At 55.4% G+C, this 19,198-nt stretch carries 18 protein-coding genes; 5 read left to right on the top strand and 13 right to left on the bottom strand.

Annotated features, from left to right (window positions below):
- Window positions 1-532: 532 nt before the first annotated feature.
- Window positions 533-3,664 carry a ribonuclease E gene (gene rne / locus SOM82_RS08000; protein ID WP_320461188.1) on the top strand — a complete coding sequence of 1,044 codons (3,132 nt, stop codon included), beginning with the start codon at window positions 533-535 and terminating at the stop codon, window positions 3,662-3,664.
- Between the two features lie 55 nt (window positions 3,665-3,719).
- Here rne and SOM82_RS07995 read toward each other — a convergent pair whose 3' ends face one another.
- Complete coding sequence (locus SOM82_RS07995) at window positions 3,720-4,652, bottom strand: LysR family transcriptional regulator (RefSeq protein WP_154125068.1); 933 nt, start codon at window positions 4,650-4,652, stop codon at window positions 3,720-3,722.
- A gap of 109 nt (window positions 4,653-4,761) precedes the next feature.
- On the opposite strand from SOM82_RS07995, the gene SOM82_RS07990 reads away from it, so the two are divergent.
- The gene (locus SOM82_RS07990; RefSeq protein ID WP_320461187.1) at window positions 4,762-5,976 is read left to right on the top strand and encodes an MFS transporter; all 1,215 of its coding nucleotides are present in this window, start codon (window positions 4,762-4,764) and stop codon (window positions 5,974-5,976) included.
- A 79-nt stretch (window positions 5,977-6,055) separates the two neighbouring features.
- Here SOM82_RS07990 and flgL read toward each other — a convergent pair whose 3' ends face one another.
- The 11 genes from flgL to flgB form a co-directional block, all read right to left on the bottom strand.
- A complete protein-coding gene (gene flgL, locus SOM82_RS07985; RefSeq protein ID WP_320461186.1) occupies window positions 6,056-7,009 on the bottom strand; it encodes a flagellar hook-associated protein FlgL in 954 nt (317 codons plus the stop codon).
- A gap of 14 nt (window positions 7,010-7,023) precedes the next feature.
- Entirely contained in the window at window positions 7,024-8,667 is a 1,644-nt protein-coding gene (flgK, locus tag SOM82_RS07980; protein ID WP_154125065.1) for a flagellar hook-associated protein FlgK, read from the bottom strand.
- Window positions 8,668-8,740: 73 nt separating this feature from the next.
- On the bottom strand, window positions 8,741-9,694 hold the full coding sequence (flgJ, locus tag SOM82_RS07975) for a flagellar assembly peptidoglycan hydrolase FlgJ (protein WP_154125064.1): 954 nt from the start codon (window positions 9,692-9,694) through the stop codon (window positions 8,741-8,743).
- A complete protein-coding gene (locus tag SOM82_RS07970; RefSeq protein WP_320461185.1) occupies window positions 9,694-10,791 on the bottom strand; it encodes a flagellar basal body P-ring protein FlgI in 1,098 nt (365 codons plus the stop codon). The genes flgJ and SOM82_RS07970 overlap by 1 nt, the downstream gene beginning before the upstream one ends.
- A 12-nt stretch (window positions 10,792-10,803) precedes the next feature.
- The gene (gene flgH / locus SOM82_RS07965; protein ID WP_154125062.1) at window positions 10,804-11,502 is read right to left on the bottom strand and encodes a flagellar basal body L-ring protein FlgH; all 699 of its coding nucleotides are present in this window, start codon (window positions 11,500-11,502) and stop codon (window positions 10,804-10,806) included.
- Window positions 11,503-11,559: 57 nt separating this feature from the next.
- Window positions 11,560-12,342 (bottom strand): flagellar basal-body rod protein FlgG, encoded by a 783-nt coding sequence (gene flgG / locus SOM82_RS07960; protein ID WP_064325681.1) that lies wholly within the window; start codon window positions 12,340-12,342, stop codon window positions 11,560-11,562.
- Between the two features lie 11 nt (window positions 12,343-12,353).
- Window positions 12,354-13,109 (bottom strand): flagellar basal body rod protein FlgF, encoded by a 756-nt coding sequence (locus tag SOM82_RS07955; protein WP_154125061.1) that lies wholly within the window; start codon window positions 13,107-13,109, stop codon window positions 12,354-12,356.
- A 20-nt stretch (window positions 13,110-13,129) separates the two neighbouring features.
- A complete protein-coding gene (flgE, locus tag SOM82_RS07950) occupies window positions 13,130-14,338 on the bottom strand; it encodes a flagellar hook protein FlgE (protein ID WP_154125060.1) in 1,209 nt (402 codons plus the stop codon).
- Between the two features lie 26 nt (window positions 14,339-14,364).
- Window positions 14,365-15,075: a flagellar hook assembly protein FlgD gene (gene flgD / locus SOM82_RS07945; RefSeq protein WP_154125059.1), complete on the bottom strand. Its 711-nt coding sequence runs from the start codon at window positions 15,073-15,075 to the stop codon at window positions 14,365-14,367.
- A gap of 11 nt (window positions 15,076-15,086) precedes the next feature.
- Window positions 15,087-15,491: a flagellar basal body rod protein FlgC gene (gene flgC / locus SOM82_RS07940; protein WP_042319667.1), complete on the bottom strand. Its 405-nt coding sequence runs from the start codon at window positions 15,489-15,491 to the stop codon at window positions 15,087-15,089.
- 3 nt (window positions 15,492-15,494) lie between these two features.
- Complete coding sequence (gene flgB, locus SOM82_RS07935) at window positions 15,495-15,911, bottom strand: flagellar basal body rod protein FlgB (RefSeq protein WP_154125058.1); 417 nt, start codon at window positions 15,909-15,911, stop codon at window positions 15,495-15,497.
- A 158-nt stretch (window positions 15,912-16,069) separates the two neighbouring features.
- Between flgB and flgA the strand changes: the two genes are divergently transcribed.
- The 3 genes from flgA to flgN all read left to right on the top strand — a co-directional run bounded on the left by flgA (window position 16,070) and on the right by flgN (window position 17,542).
- Window positions 16,070-16,729 (top strand): flagellar basal body P-ring formation chaperone FlgA, encoded by a 660-nt coding sequence (flgA, locus tag SOM82_RS07930; RefSeq protein ID WP_320461184.1) that lies wholly within the window; start codon window positions 16,070-16,072, stop codon window positions 16,727-16,729.
- A gap of 92 nt (window positions 16,730-16,821) precedes the next feature.
- Window positions 16,822-17,115 carry a flagellar biosynthesis anti-sigma factor FlgM gene (flgM, locus tag SOM82_RS07925; RefSeq protein WP_154125056.1) on the top strand — a complete coding sequence of 98 codons (294 nt, stop codon included), beginning with the start codon at window positions 16,822-16,824 and terminating at the stop codon, window positions 17,113-17,115.
- A gap of 4 nt (window positions 17,116-17,119) precedes the next feature.
- The gene (flgN, locus tag SOM82_RS07920; RefSeq protein WP_154125055.1) at window positions 17,120-17,542 is read left to right on the top strand and encodes a flagella biosynthesis chaperone FlgN; all 423 of its coding nucleotides are present in this window, start codon (window positions 17,120-17,122) and stop codon (window positions 17,540-17,542) included.
- Window positions 17,543-17,601: 59 nt separating this feature from the next.
- Here flgN and murJ read toward each other — a convergent pair whose 3' ends face one another.
- Entirely contained in the window at window positions 17,602-19,137 is a 1,536-nt protein-coding gene (gene murJ, locus SOM82_RS07915; protein ID WP_320461183.1) for a murein biosynthesis integral membrane protein MurJ, read from the bottom strand.
- Window positions 19,138-19,198 lie beyond the last annotated feature (61 nt).

Genomic DNA, 19,198 nt, shown 5'->3' with positions numbered 1-19,198 from the left:
TCATTTTTCTATGCTTATATTTACTTTCATCCGGCCCGCGTTCTTCACACGCAATCGATTTGGTGGTTATTAAACCAATCATCTCATCGAAGTGAAGAAACTGTGAGTAACCGGGTGATAATTGGTAAAAGTCAACTTGCTATAACCGGGTTAGCAATGGAATAATGAATCTGTTTTCCGCGTTAAATCCGGTTTTGTAAGGATATCGACGGAATGACCCATTTTGTCTGACCGATCATCCACGCAGCAATGGCGTAAGACGTATTGATCTTTCAGACAGTTAGCGGGCTGCGGGTTGCAGTACTTACCGGTAAATGGAATCTTCTCTGGAGAGTTTTCCCAGGCTGTTCCCCTGATAATTGCGCTGTTTTTCCGTATGAAATACAGGCAACCGACACTTTGCGCCTCTTAAACGAGCGACAACCGTGAGGTTGGCGACGTGAATAGTCACGAGGCCATCGGTTCATACCCCGGAAAGGCATTACCTTGCCCGCAGCTTAGTCGTCAATGTAAGAATAATGAGTAAGTTACGATGAAAAGAATGTTAATCAACGCAACTCAGCAAGAAGAGTTGCGTGTCGCCCTTGTGGATGGGCAGCGCCTGTACGATCTGGATATCGAAAGTCCTGGACACGAACAGAAAAAAGCGAACATTTACAAAGGCAAAATCACCCGCATTGAACCGAGTCTTGAGGCCGCTTTCGTCGATTACGGTGCTGAGCGTCACGGTTTCCTTCCTCTTAAAGAAATTGCCCGCGAATATTTCCCCGCCAATTACAACTCCCATGGTCGTCCAAACATCAAAGATGTGCTGCGCGAAGGCCAGGAAGTCATTGTTCAGATTGATAAAGAAGAACGCGGCAACAAAGGTGCAGCGCTGACAACCTTTATCAGCCTGGCGGGTAGCTATCTGGTACTGATGCCAAACAACCCGCGTGCGGGTGGCATCTCTCGCCGTATCGAAGGCGACGACCGTACCGAGCTGAAAGAAGCGCTGGCCAGCCTCGAACTGCCAGATGGCATGGGCCTTATCGTTCGTACCGCAGGCGTAGGCAAATCTGCCGAAGCCCTGCAGTGGGACTTAGGGTTCCGTCTGAAGCACTGGGAAGCTATCCAGAAAGCAGCAGAAAACCGCCCTGCTCCGTTCCTGATTCACCAGGAAAGTAACGTTATTGTCCGTGCTTTCCGCGACTACCTGCGTCAGGACATTGGCGAAATTCTGATTGATAACCCGAAAGTGCTCGAGCTGGCTCGCCAGCATATCGCAGCCCTGGGTCGTCCGGATTTCACCAGTAAAATCAAACTGTACACCGGCGAAATCCCGCTGTTCAGTCATTATCAAATTGAATCCCAGATTGAATCTGCCTTCCAGCGTGAAGTGCGTCTTCCATCCGGTGGCTCCATCGTTATCGACTCTACCGAAGCGCTGACCGCGATCGACATCAACTCCGCACGTGCGACGCGCGGCGGCGATATCGAAGAAACCGCTTTCAACACCAACCTCGAAGCAGCCGATGAAATTGCCCGTCAACTTCGTCTGCGCGACCTGGGTGGTCTGATCGTTATCGACTTTATCGACATGACCCCGGTTCGTCATCAGCGCGCCGTAGAAAACCGTCTGCGTGAAGCTGTTCGTCAGGATCGTGCGCGCATCCAGATCAGCCACATTTCTCGCTTCGGTCTGCTGGAAATGTCTCGTCAGCGTCTCAGTCCTTCTTTGGGCGAGTCGAGCCACCACGTCTGCCCGCGTTGTAGCGGTACCGGCACCGTGCGCGACAACGAGTCCCTGTCCCTCTCTATTCTGCGTCTGATTGAAGAAGAAGCGCTGAAAGAGAACACCAAAGAAGTTCACGCGATTGTACCGGTTCCTATCGCCTCCTACCTGCTGAACGAAAAACGTGAAGCGGTAAGCGCCGTGGAAACGCGTCAGGGCGGTGTGCGTTGCATTATCGTCCCTAACGATCAGATGCAAACTCCGCACTACTCTGTACTGCGTGTACGCAAAGGTGAAGAGACCTCTACCCTGAGCTATCTGTTGCCGAAACTGCATGAAGAAGAGATGGCCATGCCGTCCGATGCAGAACCTGCTGAGCGTAAGTTGCCTGAACAACCGGCACTGGCGACCTTCATCATGCCTGAAGCGCCACCGGCTCCAGCCCAGGAAAAAGCCCCGGCTAAAGCCGCAGCGCAGAAACCTGCCGTTGAAACCAGCCCTAACGCTGCACAACCCGGCCTGCTGGGTCGCTTCTTCAGCGCGCTGAAGAAAATGTTTGCGGGCGAAGAACCTCAGCCGGAGCAGCCAACAGTTGCACCGAAGGAAGAGAAACAAGAGCGTCCTCAGGATCGTCGTAAGCGTCAGAACAATCGCCGCGATCGCAATGACCGTGACCGTCGCGACAATCGTGATAACCGCGATAATCGTGATAATCGTGATAACCGTTCAGACAACAACGAAGGTCGTGAACCGCGCGAAGATAATCGTCGCAACCGTCGCGAAAAACCGCAGCAAAATGTGGAAGATCGTGAAATTCGCCAGCAGGCAGGCGATGAGTCTGAAAAAACCAGACAGCGTGACGATCAGCAGCAGCCACGCCGCGAACGCAACCGCCGTCGCAATGATGATAAACGTCAGGCACAGCAGGAAGCGAAGGTCGTTAATACCGCCAGCGAAGCTCCGACTGAACAGGAAACTGAGCAGGAAGAACGCGTTCAGGTGATGCCACGCCGTAAGCAGCGCCAGCTGTCGCAGAAAGTTCGCTTCGAATCTGAACAAGCTGAAGTCACTACGGTAGCCGCTGAGCCGGTTGTTGAAGCCACTCAGAATACGCAACTTGCTAAACTCGATCTGCCAGCAGTCGTTGAAGCGGTAGCAGAGCATGACGAATCGGGCGATGCACGTGATAACAACGGTATGCCACGTCGCTCACGTCGTTCACCACGCCACCTGCGCGTAAGTGGACAGCGTCGTCGTCGTTACCGTGACGAGCGTTACCCAACCCAGTCTCCAATGCCGCTGACCGTAGCCTGCGCGTCACCAGAGATGGCATCCGGTAAAGTCTGGATCCGCTACCCTGTCGCCCGTGTGCAGGAACAGCAGTTCGAAGAGCAAAATGTCGCTGTTGAAGAAACCGTTGAGCCAATCGTGGCTGCCCCAGTTGAAGTAACCGAAGCCGCTGCCGTCGTAGTGGAAGAAGTGCAAAATGGGGTTGCAGAGCCACAGGTTGTTGAAACCGCCGAAGTCGACACCACGCATCCGGAAGTGATTGCAGCCCCGGTAGATGCTCAACCTCAGGTTATCGCTCAGGAAGATACCGTGGTTGCAGAACAGATTGCTGAAGAAGCTGAACCCGCAGCATCCGTTGAAGCAGCGGTGGCAGAAGAAGCCGTGGTTGACGAAGTGGAAGTGGAGCAGCCTGCGCCAGTGGTAGTTGAACAACCCGCAGCGCAAGTGAAACCTCAGCCTGTCGTCGTCACCGTCGCGGAAAACCACCACGCTACCGCCCCGATGACGCGTGCGCCTGCGCCGGAATACGTGCCAGAAGCGCCACGTCAAAGCGAGTGGGTGCGCCCTGCGTTCGGTTTCGAAGGTAAAGGTTCTGCAGGTGGTCACAGCGCCACGCATCAGGCAACGGCACCAGCAACTCGCCCGCATCCTGTTGAGTAAGCAAAAGCCATAACAAAAAGCCGACCTGATGGTCGGCTTTTTTATTACGATGCAGTTATGAAATGTGTTTTCGCATTCCCGCCATCTGTGGCATCACCTCACGCATCAGTTCGAGAAAGTACCTCAAACGCGCCGGTTGATAGCGCGACCAGGGATAAACCAGATGCACCGGGAGCGCTAACGGTTGCCATTCAGGCAAAAGATGAACCAGTCTGCCCTGACGGATATCCTCTTCGACCGCCCAACTCGACACCACCGCCACACCGAGCCCGCTCACCGCAGTATTACGTGCCACATACAGACTGTCCGTGCTGAGACGCGGTGAAATAGCCACCCGAACCGGCTGAGGCGATCCCCCGTCATACAGTTCAATATGCTGGCGATAGAAAGAGCTGAGCGCAATCCACGGCATCGCCCCAAGATCCTCTGGTTTTACAGGCAGCGGATATCGCGCCAGCAGTGCCGGAGAAGCCACAACACTTCGCGGAACTTCGGCCAACAGCACCGAAACAGTGGCTGGGTCTATCTCTGCGCCCACTCGGATCGCGCAGTCAATGTTATCACTGAGGAAATCGGCCGATCTGTCGTTTAGCATCCACTCAACGCTGACCTGCGGATAGCGCTGCAAAAATTGGGTCAACGGTGTAAGAAGCTGCTCCTGACCAAAAGCATGCGGTGCGCGTACCCGCAGGATACCAACCGGTTCGTCTTCAGCCTGCCCCACCTCATCCTCAAGTGCCAGCCAGCTGTCAATGACGCGCCGGGCGTGCTGATAACAGCGCTCCCCATCGTCAGTTAATTTCGTGGCATGCGTGGTGCGAAGCAGAAGCTTAACGCCAAGCAGCGTTTCCAGAGACTGGAGCCGACGGCTGACGGTCGCCTGAGTGGTCCCCAGCTGTCTGGCCGCCGCAGAGAGCGAGCCTGAATCAACGATACGCACAAATGTCCGCATCAGCTCCACTCTGTCTATACGCTCATTTCGCTTCATTTTCGCCCTTGCTATACGTTATGCGTATAGCTGTTTTACCACCCGGCTGACTACCACCTCAAGAGCGAAAAGGGAAAAATGCGCTTACTCCATAAATGAGGTCTCTCTGATGAACACACCAATCGCAACCCCGACCGTTAGCCGCTGGGTCATTTTCATCCTGGCTATTGGCGCAGGTCTTAGCGTCGCATCAATCTACTATGCACAGCCGCTCTTACCGTTAATGGGCACCAACCTCCATCTGAGCATCGAAGGAATGGGCCTGGTTCCCACGCTGACTCAGGCGGGATATGCGCTGGGGATCCTGTTCCTGCTCCCGCTGGGCGATCGCTACGACCGCCGGTTATTGATACTCGTTAAAAGCGCGGCTCTGTCTCTCTTTTTGCTGATGTGTAGCCTGACCGCTGGACTGCACTCGCTGCTGCTGGCGAGTCTGCTGATCGGCATGGCGGCCACCATGGCGCAAGATATCGTTCCGGCCGCCGCTATCCTGGCGCCGCAAGGCCAGCAGGGGAAAACGGTTGGAACGGTGATGACCGGACTGCTGTTGGGGATCCTGCTCTCTCGTACCGTTAGCGGTGTCGTGGGCGACGCTTTCGGCTGGCGGGTGATGTATCAACTCGCCGCCGCCAGTATCGCGTTTATCGGCGTGGTGATGTGGGCCGTATTACCGCGCTTTGCGATTCCGTCCACCCTGAGCTATCCAGCCCTGATGCGTTCGATGGCACATCTGTGGATCCGCTATCCGGCTCTGCGCCGCGCCGCGCTGGCACAAGGCTTTCTTTCGATTTCGTTTAGCGCGTTCTGGTCCACGCTGGCCGTGATGTTGTTTGAGCGCTATCACCTCGGCAGCGCCGTGGCGGGCGGATTCGGTATCGCGGGAGCCGCAGGCGCACTGGCGGCGCCTCTGGCGGGTGGATTAGCCGATAAGCTCGGCGCAGGTAAAGTGACACAGCTGGGTGCGGCCCTGGTAACGGCTTCGTTCGCGCTGATGTTTCTCATGCCTGCGCTGGGCACACACGGACAGTTAATCCTGATTGCACTCTCGGCGGTAGGTTTTGATCTCGGCCTCCAGTCCAGCCTGGTCGCGCATCAAAACCTGGTGTATAGCCTTGAGCCTCAGGCTCGCGGTCGCCTCAATGCATTACTGTTTACCGTGATCTTTGTGGGTATGGCGCTTGGCTCTGCGATCGGCAGCAAAGTGTATGCACTGACAGGCTGGAGCGGCGTGGTGGCGCTGGCGACAGTATGCGGAGGGATCGCTCTGCTGATTAGAGTGTTCGACCGTGCAGGAATAACGTCCACACAGGCTCAAAACGGCTAAAAAAAAAGCCCAATCCGGAGCCCCGGGTTGGGCAGACAAAACATATCCAGTTTCAAGACATGTTCTAAGAGGTCAAATGTTATCTGTTAAGCTGGAACAGAGACATGCCCTGCATATCGCTGAACGCTTTGTAAGACGCCTGAAGCGCTGCCTGCTGCATGGTGTAAGACGAAATGGCCGCGTTCCAGTCAACATCTACCAGGTTGCTCATCTGGCTGGTTTGGCCCAGCGCACGATCGTCGCCAAGCGCATCGAGCTTATCGAGTTCGTTTAATTTGGTACCGACATCGGCCAGGACGGTCAAAACGTTATTCTGTGTATTCTTAATGCCCACGTTAGACGCCGCAATCGCCTGATTCTGGACTTCAGCCGCAGCAGAATCATTGTCAACAGGCACCTTCAGCGCTGCAATCACGTTATCCAGAATTTTGAACATATTGGTATCACCATAACCTCCGCCCGGTAACTCTTGCGCGTTGCTGGTAATACTTTCAAAAATCTGCTTACCGGTATGACTGACATTCATGTTTCGGGCGGAGTCAACCTGCTGCGAGATGGGATCATCACCGCCGGAATAAACACCGGTAACCGAGTCAAACGGCGCTGATTCGGTTTTATAACCCGCAAAAATAAACCGCCCATTGCCGTCGGTAGAGTTCGCCAGGTTCATCAGCTGATCGCGAATCCCCTGTAAATCAGTCGACAAAGAGAGACGATCGTCATCGCTTAGCGTGCCGTTAGCGGCGTAGACCAGTTTTTCCTGCGCACTGGTAATCGCGGTATTGACCTGGTTTAAAACGTTATCTTCCAGGGCCACTTTCTGCGTGGCAAAAGTACGCGCCAGGGCAAACTGGCTGTTCTGTGACTGGGCCTGGGACAGCACGACCGCCTGTGACGCTGCAATCGGGTCGTCAGACGGGCGATTCACCCGCTTGCCAGTGGACATTTGTTCGCCATAAGCCAGCCATTTGCTTTGGGAATCGGTGATCCCGCGCATGTTCTGCTGGTACATCATTTGGGTGCTAATACGCATCGTTCACCTCAGCCTTAGCGAATATTAATTAACGCATCGAAAAGCGTGCTGGCGGTTTGCAGCACCTGCGCGTTAGCGAGGTAATATTGCTGGAAACGTTGCAGATTACCGTACTCTTCATCGAGGTTAACGCCGGAGATAGACTGCTGCTGATTGCTCAGCTGCGTGACCACGTTATCTTTCGTCGCTACGCTGGTTTTCAGCGAAGCCGTGCTGCTACCCACGGTACTGACCAGCGCGGCATAGGAATCGTTGAAGGTCTTATTGCCCCCCACCACTTTGCTGTTTTGCAAAGCCACCATCGCCTTACCGTTGACGTTATCGCTTTCCCCCCCCGTCGCCGAACCGGCCATTGCCAGTTTGGATTCGTCGCTGATCAGCAGATCCATATTGACGATGGCGTCAACGACCGGCTTCACGGTGAATTTGTCTTTAGGCACCGCAGTACCGCTCACATTGACGGTTAAACCATCAAAGGTCATGTTGCCGCTGGCGTCAGGCGTCGCTGTAAATGAGGTTTTGTCGGAGGTACGGGTGATAGTCCAGTCAGTGCCGTTAAATTCAAAGTTATAGTCGGTCGCCTGTACCTTTGAACTATCGGTTACCGTTGCCGTCATTGTGGCACCGGGAACGCTGTTTTTACCATTCCCCGTCACCGCAGGCGTGCCGATATCAAACAGCTTACCGCCCGCGTCACCGTTAGCATCAAACCCTTTCGCGTGCTGTTGGTTCATCGCATCAGCAAAAGAGAGTGCAAGCTGGTTGAGCGTGTTGCGAGCTTTGTCCAGATCCTCGGCACGGAAAGTCAGCAAGCCGCCTAATGAACCGGTATTCAGCAGTTTCTCAGGAATTTCAACCTTGCCGGCGATCCCATCGACATACGCGACCGTCGTGCGTGAAGGATCCGCGCTTGACGGTACGGCTGCTAATTGATTGGCGTTGCTGCCCTGAACCAGGCTATAGCCATTACCAAACGACACGTTGTACGTGCCACTATCCTGAACAGCGACTTCCACACCGACGATCTGATTCAGTTCGCTCACCAGCTGATCGCGCTGGTCAAGCAGATTGTTAGGGGAAGAGCCCGCACCAACGCCGGTCAGACGAGAGATCTGATCGTTAAGGTTCGCAATTTGCTTCGCATAGTTGTTGATCTGATCAACGCTTGTGGCGATAGCGGTATTCACCTGCTTATCCTGATCGCGAAGGTACTGATCGGTGGTCTTAAACTGGTTAACCAGTCCGTCCGCCTTGCCAAGCACGGTCTGACGCGCAGCCGGATCTTCGGCATTACTCACCAGGGTTTGCAGGCTGGTGAAGAAACCCTGCAAAGTGGTGGAAAGGGAGTTGGTGGTATCAGACAACACATCGTCAATCTTAGACATTTGCTGATAGCGTGTGGTCAGCCCACTGCTCTGGTTCTGCGCGGCACGCAGCTGGTTAGTGATAAACGCATCATACTCACGCTGCACACCTGAGACATACACACCATTGCCGACCCAACCGCCACCTGTCAACGTACTGTTCGATGCACCCAGCACCGTGGTCTGGCGGGTGTAACCGGCCACGTTATAACTGGAAATGTTGTTACTGACGGTATTCAGTGCTGCCTGAGCCGCACCGAGGCCACTCATGGCGCTGTTAATCAAACTGGACATTGAGGTTCCTTTTAAACTTTCAGACACGAGTCCTGATGAAGATTATCGACACCGCCCGCACAAACTTGAGGCTTTAGAACAGATTTTCGAGATCGGTGCTGTAGGCTTTACTCACTTTCTCGCCCATCGCTTTCAGTTGCTGGATCATGCTGGTCAGTTTGCGGGCATATTGCGGGTCGGTAGCGTAGCCGGCGTTCTGCAATGCCTGTGCACCCTGCTCTGCCGTGGCCGCCTGTGTCACCGCCGTATAGCGCGGATTTCGACTCAGCAGCCCAACGTAATCGGAAAGCGCTTCCAGATAAGAGCTGTAAACACGGAATTTGGCTTTAACCTTCACAGCCGCGCCGTTTTCATACTCTGTGGTGGTGATTTCGGTGGTTGGCCCTTTCCAGCCTGATGAGGCCTTAACGCCAAAAATGTTAAAGCTCGGCTCGCCGTTTTCACGACGAATCTGGCGCTGCCCCCACCCTGACTCCAGCGCCGCCTGGGCCAGAATAAGATGATGGGGAACGCCGCTTTGCTCACTGGCCAGACGCGCCGGGAGCGACAGTTGCGCGAGGAAGTCTTTGCTGTCGCCGGATAACGGCTCGGCGCTGCTTTCCGCGGGCTTCGGCATCGCTTTACGCACCATCTGCGTCAGCGCCTGATTCTGATAACTGGTCACCGTTTCAAGGTCAAACTTCATCGGCACCTGTTGCGGTTGCTCGTCAGGCGATATGCCCTGCGCCGCCTGCATCTGTTTGACGATCATATCCGCAAGGCCAAGCCCTTTACCGGAGGTCATCTGCTGGGCAATCTGCTGGTCATACATGCTGGTGTAGAGTCGCGTCGAATCGCTGCTGAACATACCGTCTTTCGGCAGCGCCTCTCGCATGCTTTTCAGCATCATCTGCACAAACATCCCTTCGACCTGGCGGGCGACCGGGCGCAGGTTTGCCGCCGGATCTTGCCCCGCTTTGGTTTTCAGTTCGTTGAGCGACTGGGCATCCCAGGCCGCTCCCGCCATCAGTTTGCTATCACCCAGCATTAGATGATTTCCAGTTTGGCGCGCAGACAGCCCGCACTTTGCATGGATTGCAGAATCGACATCAGATCCATCGGCGTCGCGCCCAACGCATTCAGCGCACGCACCACGTTGTTCAGATTGGCGCTGGAGCGCACGCTTTGCAGCGAGCCCCCGCTCTGGCGAAGATCAATCTGCGTTTGCGGCGTCACAACCGTCTGACCGCCACCAAATGGCGTATCCGGCTGGCTGACGTTCGCCGAGCGATTCACGCTGATGGAAAGGTTGCCCTGCGCCACCGCGCAGCTATCCAGCGTCACTTCGCGGTTCATCACCACTGACCCCGTACGGGAGTTGATAATGACTTTGGCGTCCTGAAGCGGAACGTTGACTTCCATATTCTGGATATCCGCCAGCATGCGCACCTGGTTGCTACTGCCGGTGGATGTTCTGATCTGTACCGTGCGAGCATCCAGCGCCGTTGCGCTACCAAACCCACGGCTGCGGTTGATGGTATCGGCAATCTGCTGCGCCATCGTGAAGTCATCATTATTCAGCTGCAGATTGATGGTGTTCCCGGCACCGAACTGCGTCGGCAGTTCACGTTCGATGATCGCGCCATTGGTGATACGCCCACCGTTCAGCTGGTTCACCTGCACGCTGCTTCCGCCCGCCGATGCGCCAGCACCACCAACCAGAATGTTACCCTGCGCCAGCGCATATACCTGGCTGTCCACCCCTTTTAACGGAGTCATCAGCAGCGTCCCGCCGCGCAGACTTTTGGCGTTACCCATAGAGGAAACCACCACGTCGATGGTCTGCCCCTGACGGGCAAAGGCCGGGTACGACGCGGTAATCATGACCGCCGCCACGTTTTTCAGCTGCATGTTAGTGCCCGTCGGTACGGTAATACCGAGCTGGGACAGCATGTTGTTCAAACTCTGCGTGGTAAACGGCGTCTGGGTGGTCTGGTCGCCCGTCCCGTCCAGACCGACCACGAGGCCATAGCCAATCAATGAGTTTTCACGTACGCCCTGTACACTGGTGAGATCGCGAATGCGGTCAGCCTGGGCATATGTCGCCACCAGGACCAACACCATTGCGAAGAGGGATTTAAACATAGGTCACCTCGCTTACATCGGCGATAAATTAAGGAAGAAGCGTTGCAGCCAGCCCATATTCTGCGCTTCGTTGATGTAGCCGTTACCGACGTACTCAATGCGCGCATCCGCCACCTGGGTGGACGGTACGGTGTTGGTGCCACTGATGGTGCGCGGGTTAACCACACCTGAGAAGCGAATGAATTCAGTGCCCTGGTTAATGGCGATCTGTTTTTCACCCACCACATGTAAATTGCCGTTCACCAGAACCTGGTCAACTGTTACCGTCAGCGTACCGCTGAAGGTGTTGCTGGCATTGGCGCCGCCTTTGCCATTAAAGCTGTTGCCGCCAGAGGCATCCACATCAGCACGGGCATTGCCGAACAGGCCCTGCAGATAGCGCGGAACCGTATCGAAGCCAAAGTTAGTTTTGCCGTCGCGGCTGGCGTTCGCCGAGGAACTTTTGCTCGCACTGACGTTTTCCTGCAGCGCGATGGTCAGGGTATCGCCGACATTACGCGGTCGACGGTCTTCGAACAGCGGCTGATAACCGTAATTAATCGGCTGCGCGCTCTGGAAAATGGAGCCGTTCACCACCGGCGTGGGGCCGGGAACGGGTTGGGCGGAAGTCGCACCCTGAACCAAAGGTTTTGACGGAATCAAGGCACAACCGCTGAGGGTCACGGCCAGAACAGTCAGAATTGGATAACGAAACGCCGCGTTTTTTTGCATTGCCTTCATCTTCGAAAACAGGGAGCCGGTGCGACGCTTGCCGCACCGGACTACACCTTAGAGTTGCGTCAGTTTTTGCAGCATCTGGTCGGTCGTCGACACTGCTTTGCTGTTAATTTCATACGCGCGCTGGACCTGGATCATGTTCACCAGTTCTTCCGCCACGTTGACGTTAGACGTTTCTACATAACCCTGGTACAGCAAACCGGAGCCGTTCAGGCCAGGCGTGCTCTCATTCGGCGCACCGGAGGACTGCGTTTCGGTGTAAAGATTCTCACCGATACTTTCCAGCCCGGTATCGTTCATGAACGTCGTCAGGTTAAGCTGCCCTACCTGAACAGGCGCGGCCTGCCCCTGCTGGGTCACACTCACCACGCCGTCACGTCCGATCGTAATGCTCAGGGCATTCGCCGGAATAGTGATGGCAGGCTGAACCTGGAAACCACCGGCGGTCACCAGCTGACCGTTCTGATCCACCTGGAAAGAACCATCGCGGGTATAGGCCGAGGTCCCGTCAGGCAGCTGCACCTGGAAGAAACCCTGGCCTTTGATTGCCACGTCTTTGCTGTTGTTGGTCTGTGACAGGTTGCCCTGGCTGTGCAGACGTTCAGTCGCAACCGGACGCACGCCCGTACCAATCTGCAGGCCTGACGGCAACGTGGTCTGCTCGGACGACTGCGCGCCCGGCTGACGAATGGTTTGATAAAGCAAATCTTCGAACACGGCACGCTGACGTTTGAAACCATTGGTGCTGACGTTCGCCAGGTTGTTGGCGATGACATCCATATTGGTTTGCTGTGCGTCAAGACCCGTTTTCGCGATCCATAAAGAGCTGATCATAAGAAATCCTGTTAAGTCATAGACAGCAGTTGGTTAGCACGTCCGGCGTTTTCATCAACGCTGGTGATAACCTTCATTTGCATTTCGAAACGTCGCGCGCTGGCAATCATATCGGTCATCGCTTCAACCGGTTTGACGTTACTGCCTTCCAGCACGCCGGACATCACGCGAATGCTCGGGTCGGCCTGTAAGGTCGGGCCACGTGTCGCCAGTGCTGCCTGGTTCAGACGGAATAAACCGTCATCACCGCGCGTCACTTCATTGCCTTCGGCTTTGACCAGCTTCAGTCTTCCGACGGGGGCGATGGTGTTCGCCGGGTCACCCGGGTTCAGGGCCGAAATCGTCCCGTCTGCCGCGATAGTGATTTCCGAACCTTCCGGTACCGTAATCGGACCCGCTTCGCCAATCACCGGATGTCCCTGAATGGTCATCTGGCCCGTTGAATCGACCTGAATGTTACCGTTGCGGGTATAGCCTTCCGAGCCATTCGCCGTTTGTACGGCCAGCCAACCATCCTGCTGAAGCGCAACGTCCAGCGGACGGGAGGTGTAATCCATCTGACCCGGCGTCATGTCGGCACCCGGCGTCGACGCGATGACCAGCGTACGCGTAGGCAACGACTGCCCTTCCACCGGTACGGCACGCAGCGCATTCAGCTGCGCGCGAAAACCCGGCGTCGAGGCATTCGCCAGGTTACTGGCGGTAACGGCCTGCTGATTCATCGTCTGGCTGGCTGCGCCCATCGCCGTATATATTGCGTGATCCATGACATCATCCCGTTAGACGATTAACGCAGGTTGACCAGCGTATTAAGGATCTGATCCTGGGTTTTGATGGTCTGCGCATTCGACTGATAGTTACGTTGCGCGACAATCATGTTCACCAGCTCTTTACTCAGATCGACGTTGGAGGCTTCAAGTGCGCCGTTGGTCAGCGTACCGAAGTTACCTGAGCCCGCCGTTCCCAGCAGCGCCACGCCAGAAGATTGCGTTGCCGTCCAGACGTTATCGCCTTCAGATTTCAGACCTTCGTTGTTAGCAAAGTTTGCCAGCACGATCTGACCCAGAACCTGAGTTTGTTCGTTGGAGTAGTTACCTACAACGGTGCCGTCATCGTTGATCTGGTAGCTCACCAGGTCGCCCGGCTTGTAGCCGTTCTGGTTAGTCGCCACGATGTTGTTAGCACCAGTGTTCTGCTGCATCGAGTTGGCAAAACTCATCGCGAAGGTGGCTGGTGTCGCGCCCGGCATGGTCGCGGTGGTGATATCAACTTCGCCGCCACCGGTCAGAACGCCGCTGGCGTTAAAGGTCAGCGTCGTCGCCAGAGAGGCTGTGCTACCTGCAACGCTCGCGTCCTGGGCATAGACTTTCCAGCTGTTCGCTGGCGTCGCATCTTTGACGTAGTACAGGTTCATGTTGTGCGCATTACCCTGGCTGTCAAAGACGGTGACGGTCCCTTTTTTGTTGTAGGTGTCTGAATTAGTTGCATCAAACGCCGTCGTTGGTGCGGTATCCGTTGAGTTCAGGTTGATCTGCTGAGTCGCCGTGGTGGTGGACTTTGCTCCCATCAACGTGTTCGGAATAGAGATCGCCTGAGGGTTCGCACCGGTCTGAACGGTTGGAGGAGAACCCGCAACCGGGTAGCCGGTCAGTTGCAGACCCTGCATGTTGACCAGGTTACGGTTTTCGTCGAGCTTAAACTGACCGTTACGGCTGTAAAATACAGAGCCGTTTTCATCAACCATACGGAAGAACCCGTTCTGGCTAATGGCCACATCCAGGCCACGACCGGTATTGGTGGTGGTCCCGTCGGTGAAATCCTGGGTGATACCCGCAACTTTCACGCCCAGACCCACTTTAGAACCGGCAAACATATCGGCAAAAGAAGCGGTACCGGATTTAAAACCGTAGGTCGCGGAGTTGGCGATGTTGTTGCCAATGACATCCAGGTTGGTGGCCGCAGCATTCAGGCCGCTGACCGCTTGAGAAAAGGCCATGACTTACTCCTGATAAGTGTTAAGGCTTAGATAATCTGCCGAACTTCGTCGAGCGTGGTGGTACCGGAAGTACCCAAATCCAGCGTGTTACCGCCAGCACCGCGAATAACGCCCTGAACGAGAGCGAATTGCAGCGGCTGCGCCACCAGCTGAGTCGTCCCATTGCTGGCGGAAATCGCGACTTTATAAGAACCGTTAGGCGCCGTAGTGCCATCAGTCAGGCTGCCATCCCAGGTAAAGGTATGCACACCCGCTTTCAGCTCACCAATGTCGATAGTGCGCACGACGACGCCATCTTTGTTGGTGATAGTGGCGGTGACTTTATCCGCCGGTTGCTGCAACTCAACGCCAAAAGGCGTGGTCGTGGTGGTGCTGGAACCTTCGGTGGTGCTGGTTCCCGCCAGGATGGTAGTGCCTGGGATCATGACGCCATGACCGATCAAATTGGCAGCCTGCAAAGACTGACTGTTGTCGATTTGGCCAGAGACTGAACCCAGCGTGGTATTGAGCTTTTCAATGCCGCTAACGGTACTGATCTGCGCAAGCTGCGTGGTCAGTTCGTTGTTTTGCATCGGGTTGGTCGGGTCCTGGTTTTTGAGCTGCGCCACCAACAACGTCAAAAAGCTGCCCTGTAAATCGGCAGCGCTGTTACCTGTCAGTGAGCTGGAACTTTTGACGCTACCGGCGCTACTGACGCCGGAGTTAGTCGGGTCATTCACATTGACGGCAATGGACATTCGTGTCTCCTTTACTGGCCGAGAGTGAGCGTTTTGAGCATCATGCTCTTAACGGTATTGAGCACTTCAACGTTCGCCTGGTAGCTACGGGAAGCGGACATGGTGTTGACCATTTCGCCAACCACGTCGACGTTCGGCATTTTGACGTAGCCATTGGCATCTGCCAGCGGATTGCCGGGTTCATACACCAGTTTGTCCGGCGCCTGGCTCTCGATGACATCGGAGACTTTCACGCCGCCGGTTGCCGCGCCAGGCGCAGCATCGACCTGGAAGACCACCTGCTTTGCACGATAGGGCTGGCCGTCGGGCCCGGTCACGCTATCGGCGTTCGCCAGGTTACTGGCTGCCACGTTCAGACGCTTGGACTGTGCGGTCAGTGCTGAACCGGCGATATCAAAAATGTTCAGTAAGGCCATAAATTAGTTGCCCCCCTGCAGGACGTTCTTCATGCCATTAATCTGTCCACCGAGAACGGTTAAGCCCATCTGATATTTCAGGCTGTTATCGGCAAACTGGGTGCGCTCCCGGTCCATATCGACGGTGTTACCGTCCAGGGATGGCTGATCGGGAATGCGGTAAAGTAAATCGGTAGACGGCGCAGTCATCGCCTGGGCGGGAATATGGCGTGCAGACGTCAGCGCAAGGGCGACACCCGTCCCTTCAGCCCGGCCACGTTCCATCACTTTTTTAAGCTCACTGGAAAAATCTATATCGCGCGCCTGAAACCCTGGGGTATCCGCGTTCGCGATGTTAGCGGCCAGAATCTCCTGCCGCTGGGCGCGCAGATTGAGCGCTTCCTGCTGAAAACGTAACGCGGCATCGAGTTTATCGAGCATGTCTCCTCCGCTGATGGCGAAATTTCAGCATGTAGCTTAAATCTCAACCCGTCTGCCTTATCGACGGAATAAGCACAAAATGCGTCGCTATTTGTTGCGTTGATGAGAAACCCTGAAGGGTAGAATCCTGTTAACTCCAGGAACCGTGGGAATTTGCGATGCTGACGTTCAAAAGTGGCCTTGCCGCAACCATACTGCTGATTAGCTCCCTTGCGCAGGCACAGGATCTTGAGGCGCAACTGACGGCGTTTTTTGCCCAGCGACTGGCCGGCTTTAGCGATGAAGTCTCGGTCACTATCCGCACGCAGCCCAATCTCCTTCCCTCCTGTGAGCAGCCCTCGTTCAGCGTCAGCGGCAGTAGCAAACTGTGGGGCAACGTGAACGTGCTGGCCCGCTGCAATAACGAGAAACGATTTTTACAGGTTGCCGTACAGGCGACCGGTAACTACGTTGTCGCCGCCATGCCGGTGGCGCGCGGCAGCGTTTTACAGCCCGGGAGTGTGGCGCTAAAACGCGGTCGTCTGGACCAACTTCCGCCACGCACGATGCTGGATATCAACCAGGCGCAGGACTCGGTCAGCCTGCGCGATCTGGCACCAGGACAAGCAATCCAACTGTCGATGTTGCGTCAGGCATGGCGCATTAAAGCCGGGCAGCGCGTGATGGTCATCGCGAACGGAGACGGGTTTAGCGTCAATGGCGAAGGCCAGGCGCTGAACAATGCTGCCGTCGCGCAAAACGCCCGGGTGAGAATGTCCTCAGGTCAGGTGGTTAGCGGAACCGTCGGTTCTGATGGGAATATTCTGATTAACCTATAATCTTTTTAAAGATTTCACGGCGGCTGCCGATAATTCATTAACAAATGATGATGTCAGGCGCCAACGCCGCGAACCTCTATGAGGACAACACAATGAGCATTGATCGTACATCGCCCCTTAAGCCGGTTAGCACTGTACAACCTCGCGAAACGAACGACGCGCCAGCGCTTAAAGCGCGTCTGGAAAAATCGTCCACGGCCAACAGCACCAGCGTCACGTTGAGTGATGCGCAGTCTAAGCTGATGCAGCCGGGTACTAACGATATCAATATGGAACGCGTCGAAGCGATGAAAACCGCGATTCGTAACGGCGAGCTGAAAATGGACACCAGCAAAATTGCTGATGCGCTGATTCAGGAAACACAGAACTTCCTTCAGAGTAAATAACCGTATGAGTCGACTGTCAGAAATACTGGATCAGATGACGGTTGTCCTGAACGACCTGAAGACGGTGATGGATGCCGAACAGCAGCAGCTATCCGCGGGCTATGTCAGCGGCAGCGCGTTACAGCGTATTACTGAAGAAAAAAGCTCGCTACTGGCTACCCTGGATTATCTGGAACAGCAGCGTCGTGCGGAGCAAGACCCGCGACCCAGCGCTAATGACGATATTGTTGAGCGCTGGCAGACCATTACTGAAAAAACGCGGCACCTTCGCGATCTCAACCAGCACAACGGCTGGCTGTTAGAAGGACAGATTGAACGCAACCAACAGGCGCTTGAGGTATTGAAACCTCATCAGGAGCCTGGGCTGTATGGCGCAAATGGCCAGACATCCAGTTCGCGCGGCGGCGGGAAGAAGATTTCGATTTAGTCGCGATAGCGATTAAATGCACGACGGGGAGCACCATCAGGTGACTCCCCTTTTGGCGTTTACGCCGTGCGGCGGGCAAACTCTTTGACTTTAAAGCCCAGTACAGCCAGGGTGGCAAAGTAGGCTACAATTCCAACGCCGACGACCGCCATCAGGCGCAGCAGACGATAAGGCATCGTGCCGAGCGACCACTCCGGCATCACGTACATCATCCCGACCAGCGCGGCCGCCATCACCAGAACCGCAATCACCAGTCGAATCAGGAAGCGCATCCAGCCCGGCTGCGGCGTGAAAATATCCTGCTTACGCAGCTGCCAGTAAAGCAGACCGGCATTCAGACACGCCCCTAAACCAATCGACAGAGACAAACCAGCATGCTTCAGCGGGCCGATAAAGGCCAGGTTCATTAACTGCGTCATGACCAGCGTAACGATAGCAATTTTGACCGGCGTTTTGATGTCCTGGCGGGAATAGAACCCCGGCGCCAGCACCTTAACCACGATCAACCCCATCAAACCCACCGAATAGGCCACCAGCGCGCGCTGCGTCATCAACGCATCGAAAGCACTGAATTTACCGTACTGGAATAACGAAACGGTCAATGGCTTTGCCAGAATCCCCAGCGCAACCGCACTCGGCAGCGCCAGCAGGAAGCAGAGGCGAAGACCCCAGTCCATCAGACGGCAATACTCGTCGTGGTTACCGCTGGCAAAACTTCTGGAAAGCGACGGGAGCAAAATCGTCCCCAGCGCCACGCCCAGAACACCGGACGGAAATTCCATCAGACGATCGGCGTAATACATCCACGAGACCGAGCCCGAAACCAGGAACGAGGCGAAGATAGTATTGATAATCAGCGAGATCTGGCTGACGGAGACACCAAGAATAGCCGGTCCCATCTGCTTGATGACCCGCATCGCCCCGGCATCACGGAAATTAATGCGCGGCAGCACCAGCATGCCGATCTTTTTCAGGTGCGGCAGCTGATAAGCCAGCTGTAATACGCCTCCGACGGTAACCGCCCAGGCCAGCGCCAGCACCGGCGGATGGAAATGCGGAGCCGCGAACAGGGCAAAGCCGATCATGCTGACGTTGAGGAAAGTCGGTGCAAATGCCGGGACCGAAAAACGGTTCCAGGTATTGAGGATCGCCCCCACCAGCGAAGCCAGTGAAATCAACAGAATATAGGGGAAGGTAATGCGCAGAAGTTGCGTGGTGAGGGTGAATTTATCCGCCGTATCGGCAAAACCCGGGGCCGTCACCATAATGACCCACGGCGCTGCCAGCATCCCGATCACCGTCACAATGGCCAGCGCCAGGGTCAGCAGCCCGGAAACATACGAGACAAATACCCGGGTCGCATCTTCGCCCTGCTTGCTTTTGTATTCCGCCAGAATCGGCACAAACGCCTGGGAAAACGCCCCTTCCGCAAAAATGCGGCGCAACAGGTTGGGCAGCTTAAACGCCACGAAGAAGGCGTCTGTTGCCATACCCGCGCCAAACACTCTTGCCACGATCGCATCGCGCGCAAATCCCAACACGCGAGAAAACATGGTCATCGAGCTGACTGCCGCCAGCGATTTTAATAAGTTCATTAACGTGAATTTCCACAACCACACGGCAAAACGCCTGCAATGCAGGCGTTAAAAGAAGCGC

Source organism: Lelliottia sp. CFBP8978 (genome assembly GCF_034046055.2).
Taxonomy (GTDB): domain Bacteria; phylum Pseudomonadota; class Gammaproteobacteria; order Enterobacterales; family Enterobacteriaceae; genus Enterobacter.
The sequence above is the reverse complement of the archived record's forward strand: the minus strand, read 5'-3'. Positions and strand labels throughout refer to the sequence as shown.

Coding starts and splice junctions, on each gene's coding strand:
- rne (WP_320461188.1), top strand. CDS start 533: ATGAAAAGAATGTTAATCAACGCAACTCAGCAAGAAGAGTTGCGTGTC.
- SOM82_RS07995 (WP_154125068.1), bottom strand. CDS start 4,652: ATGAAGCGAAATGAGCGTATAGACAGAGTGGAGCTGATGCGGACATTT.
- SOM82_RS07990 (WP_320461187.1), top strand. CDS start 4,762: ATGAACACACCAATCGCAACCCCGACCGTTAGCCGCTGGGTCATTTTC.
- flgL (WP_320461186.1), bottom strand. CDS start 7,009: ATGCGTATTAGCACCCAAATGATGTACCAGCAGAACATGCGCGGGATC.
- flgK (WP_154125065.1), bottom strand. CDS start 8,667: ATGTCCAGTTTGATTAACAGCGCCATGAGTGGCCTCGGTGCGGCTCAG.
- flgJ (WP_154125064.1), bottom strand. CDS start 9,694: ATGCTGGGTGATAGCAAACTGATGGCGGGAGCGGCCTGGGATGCCCAG.
- SOM82_RS07970 (WP_320461185.1), bottom strand. CDS start 10,791: ATGTTTAAATCCCTCTTCGCAATGGTGTTGGTCCTGGTGGCGACATAT.
- flgH (WP_154125062.1), bottom strand. CDS start 11,502: ATGCAAAAAAACGCGGCGTTTCGTTATCCAATTCTGACTGTTCTGGCC.
- flgG (WP_064325681.1), bottom strand. CDS start 12,342: ATGATCAGCTCTTTATGGATCGCGAAAACGGGTCTTGACGCACAGCAA.
- SOM82_RS07955 (WP_154125061.1), bottom strand. CDS start 13,109: ATGGATCACGCAATATATACGGCGATGGGCGCAGCCAGCCAGACGATG.
- flgE (WP_154125060.1), bottom strand. CDS start 14,338: ATGGCCTTTTCTCAAGCGGTCAGCGGCCTGAATGCTGCGGCCACCAAC.
- flgD (WP_154125059.1), bottom strand. CDS start 15,075: ATGTCCATTGCCGTCAATGTGAATGACCCGACTAACTCCGGCGTCAGT.
- flgC (WP_042319667.1), bottom strand. CDS start 15,491: ATGGCCTTACTGAACATTTTTGATATCGCCGGTTCAGCACTGACCGCA.
- flgB (WP_154125058.1), bottom strand. CDS start 15,911: ATGCTCGATAAACTCGATGCCGCGTTACGTTTTCAGCAGGAAGCGCTC.
- flgA (WP_320461184.1), top strand. CDS start 16,070: ATGCTGACGTTCAAAAGTGGCCTTGCCGCAACCATACTGCTGATTAGC.
- flgM (WP_154125056.1), top strand. CDS start 16,822: ATGAGCATTGATCGTACATCGCCCCTTAAGCCGGTTAGCACTGTACAA.
- flgN (WP_154125055.1), top strand. CDS start 17,120: ATGAGTCGACTGTCAGAAATACTGGATCAGATGACGGTTGTCCTGAAC.
- murJ (WP_320461183.1), bottom strand. CDS start 19,137: ATGAACTTATTAAAATCGCTGGCGGCAGTCAGCTCGATGACCATGTTT.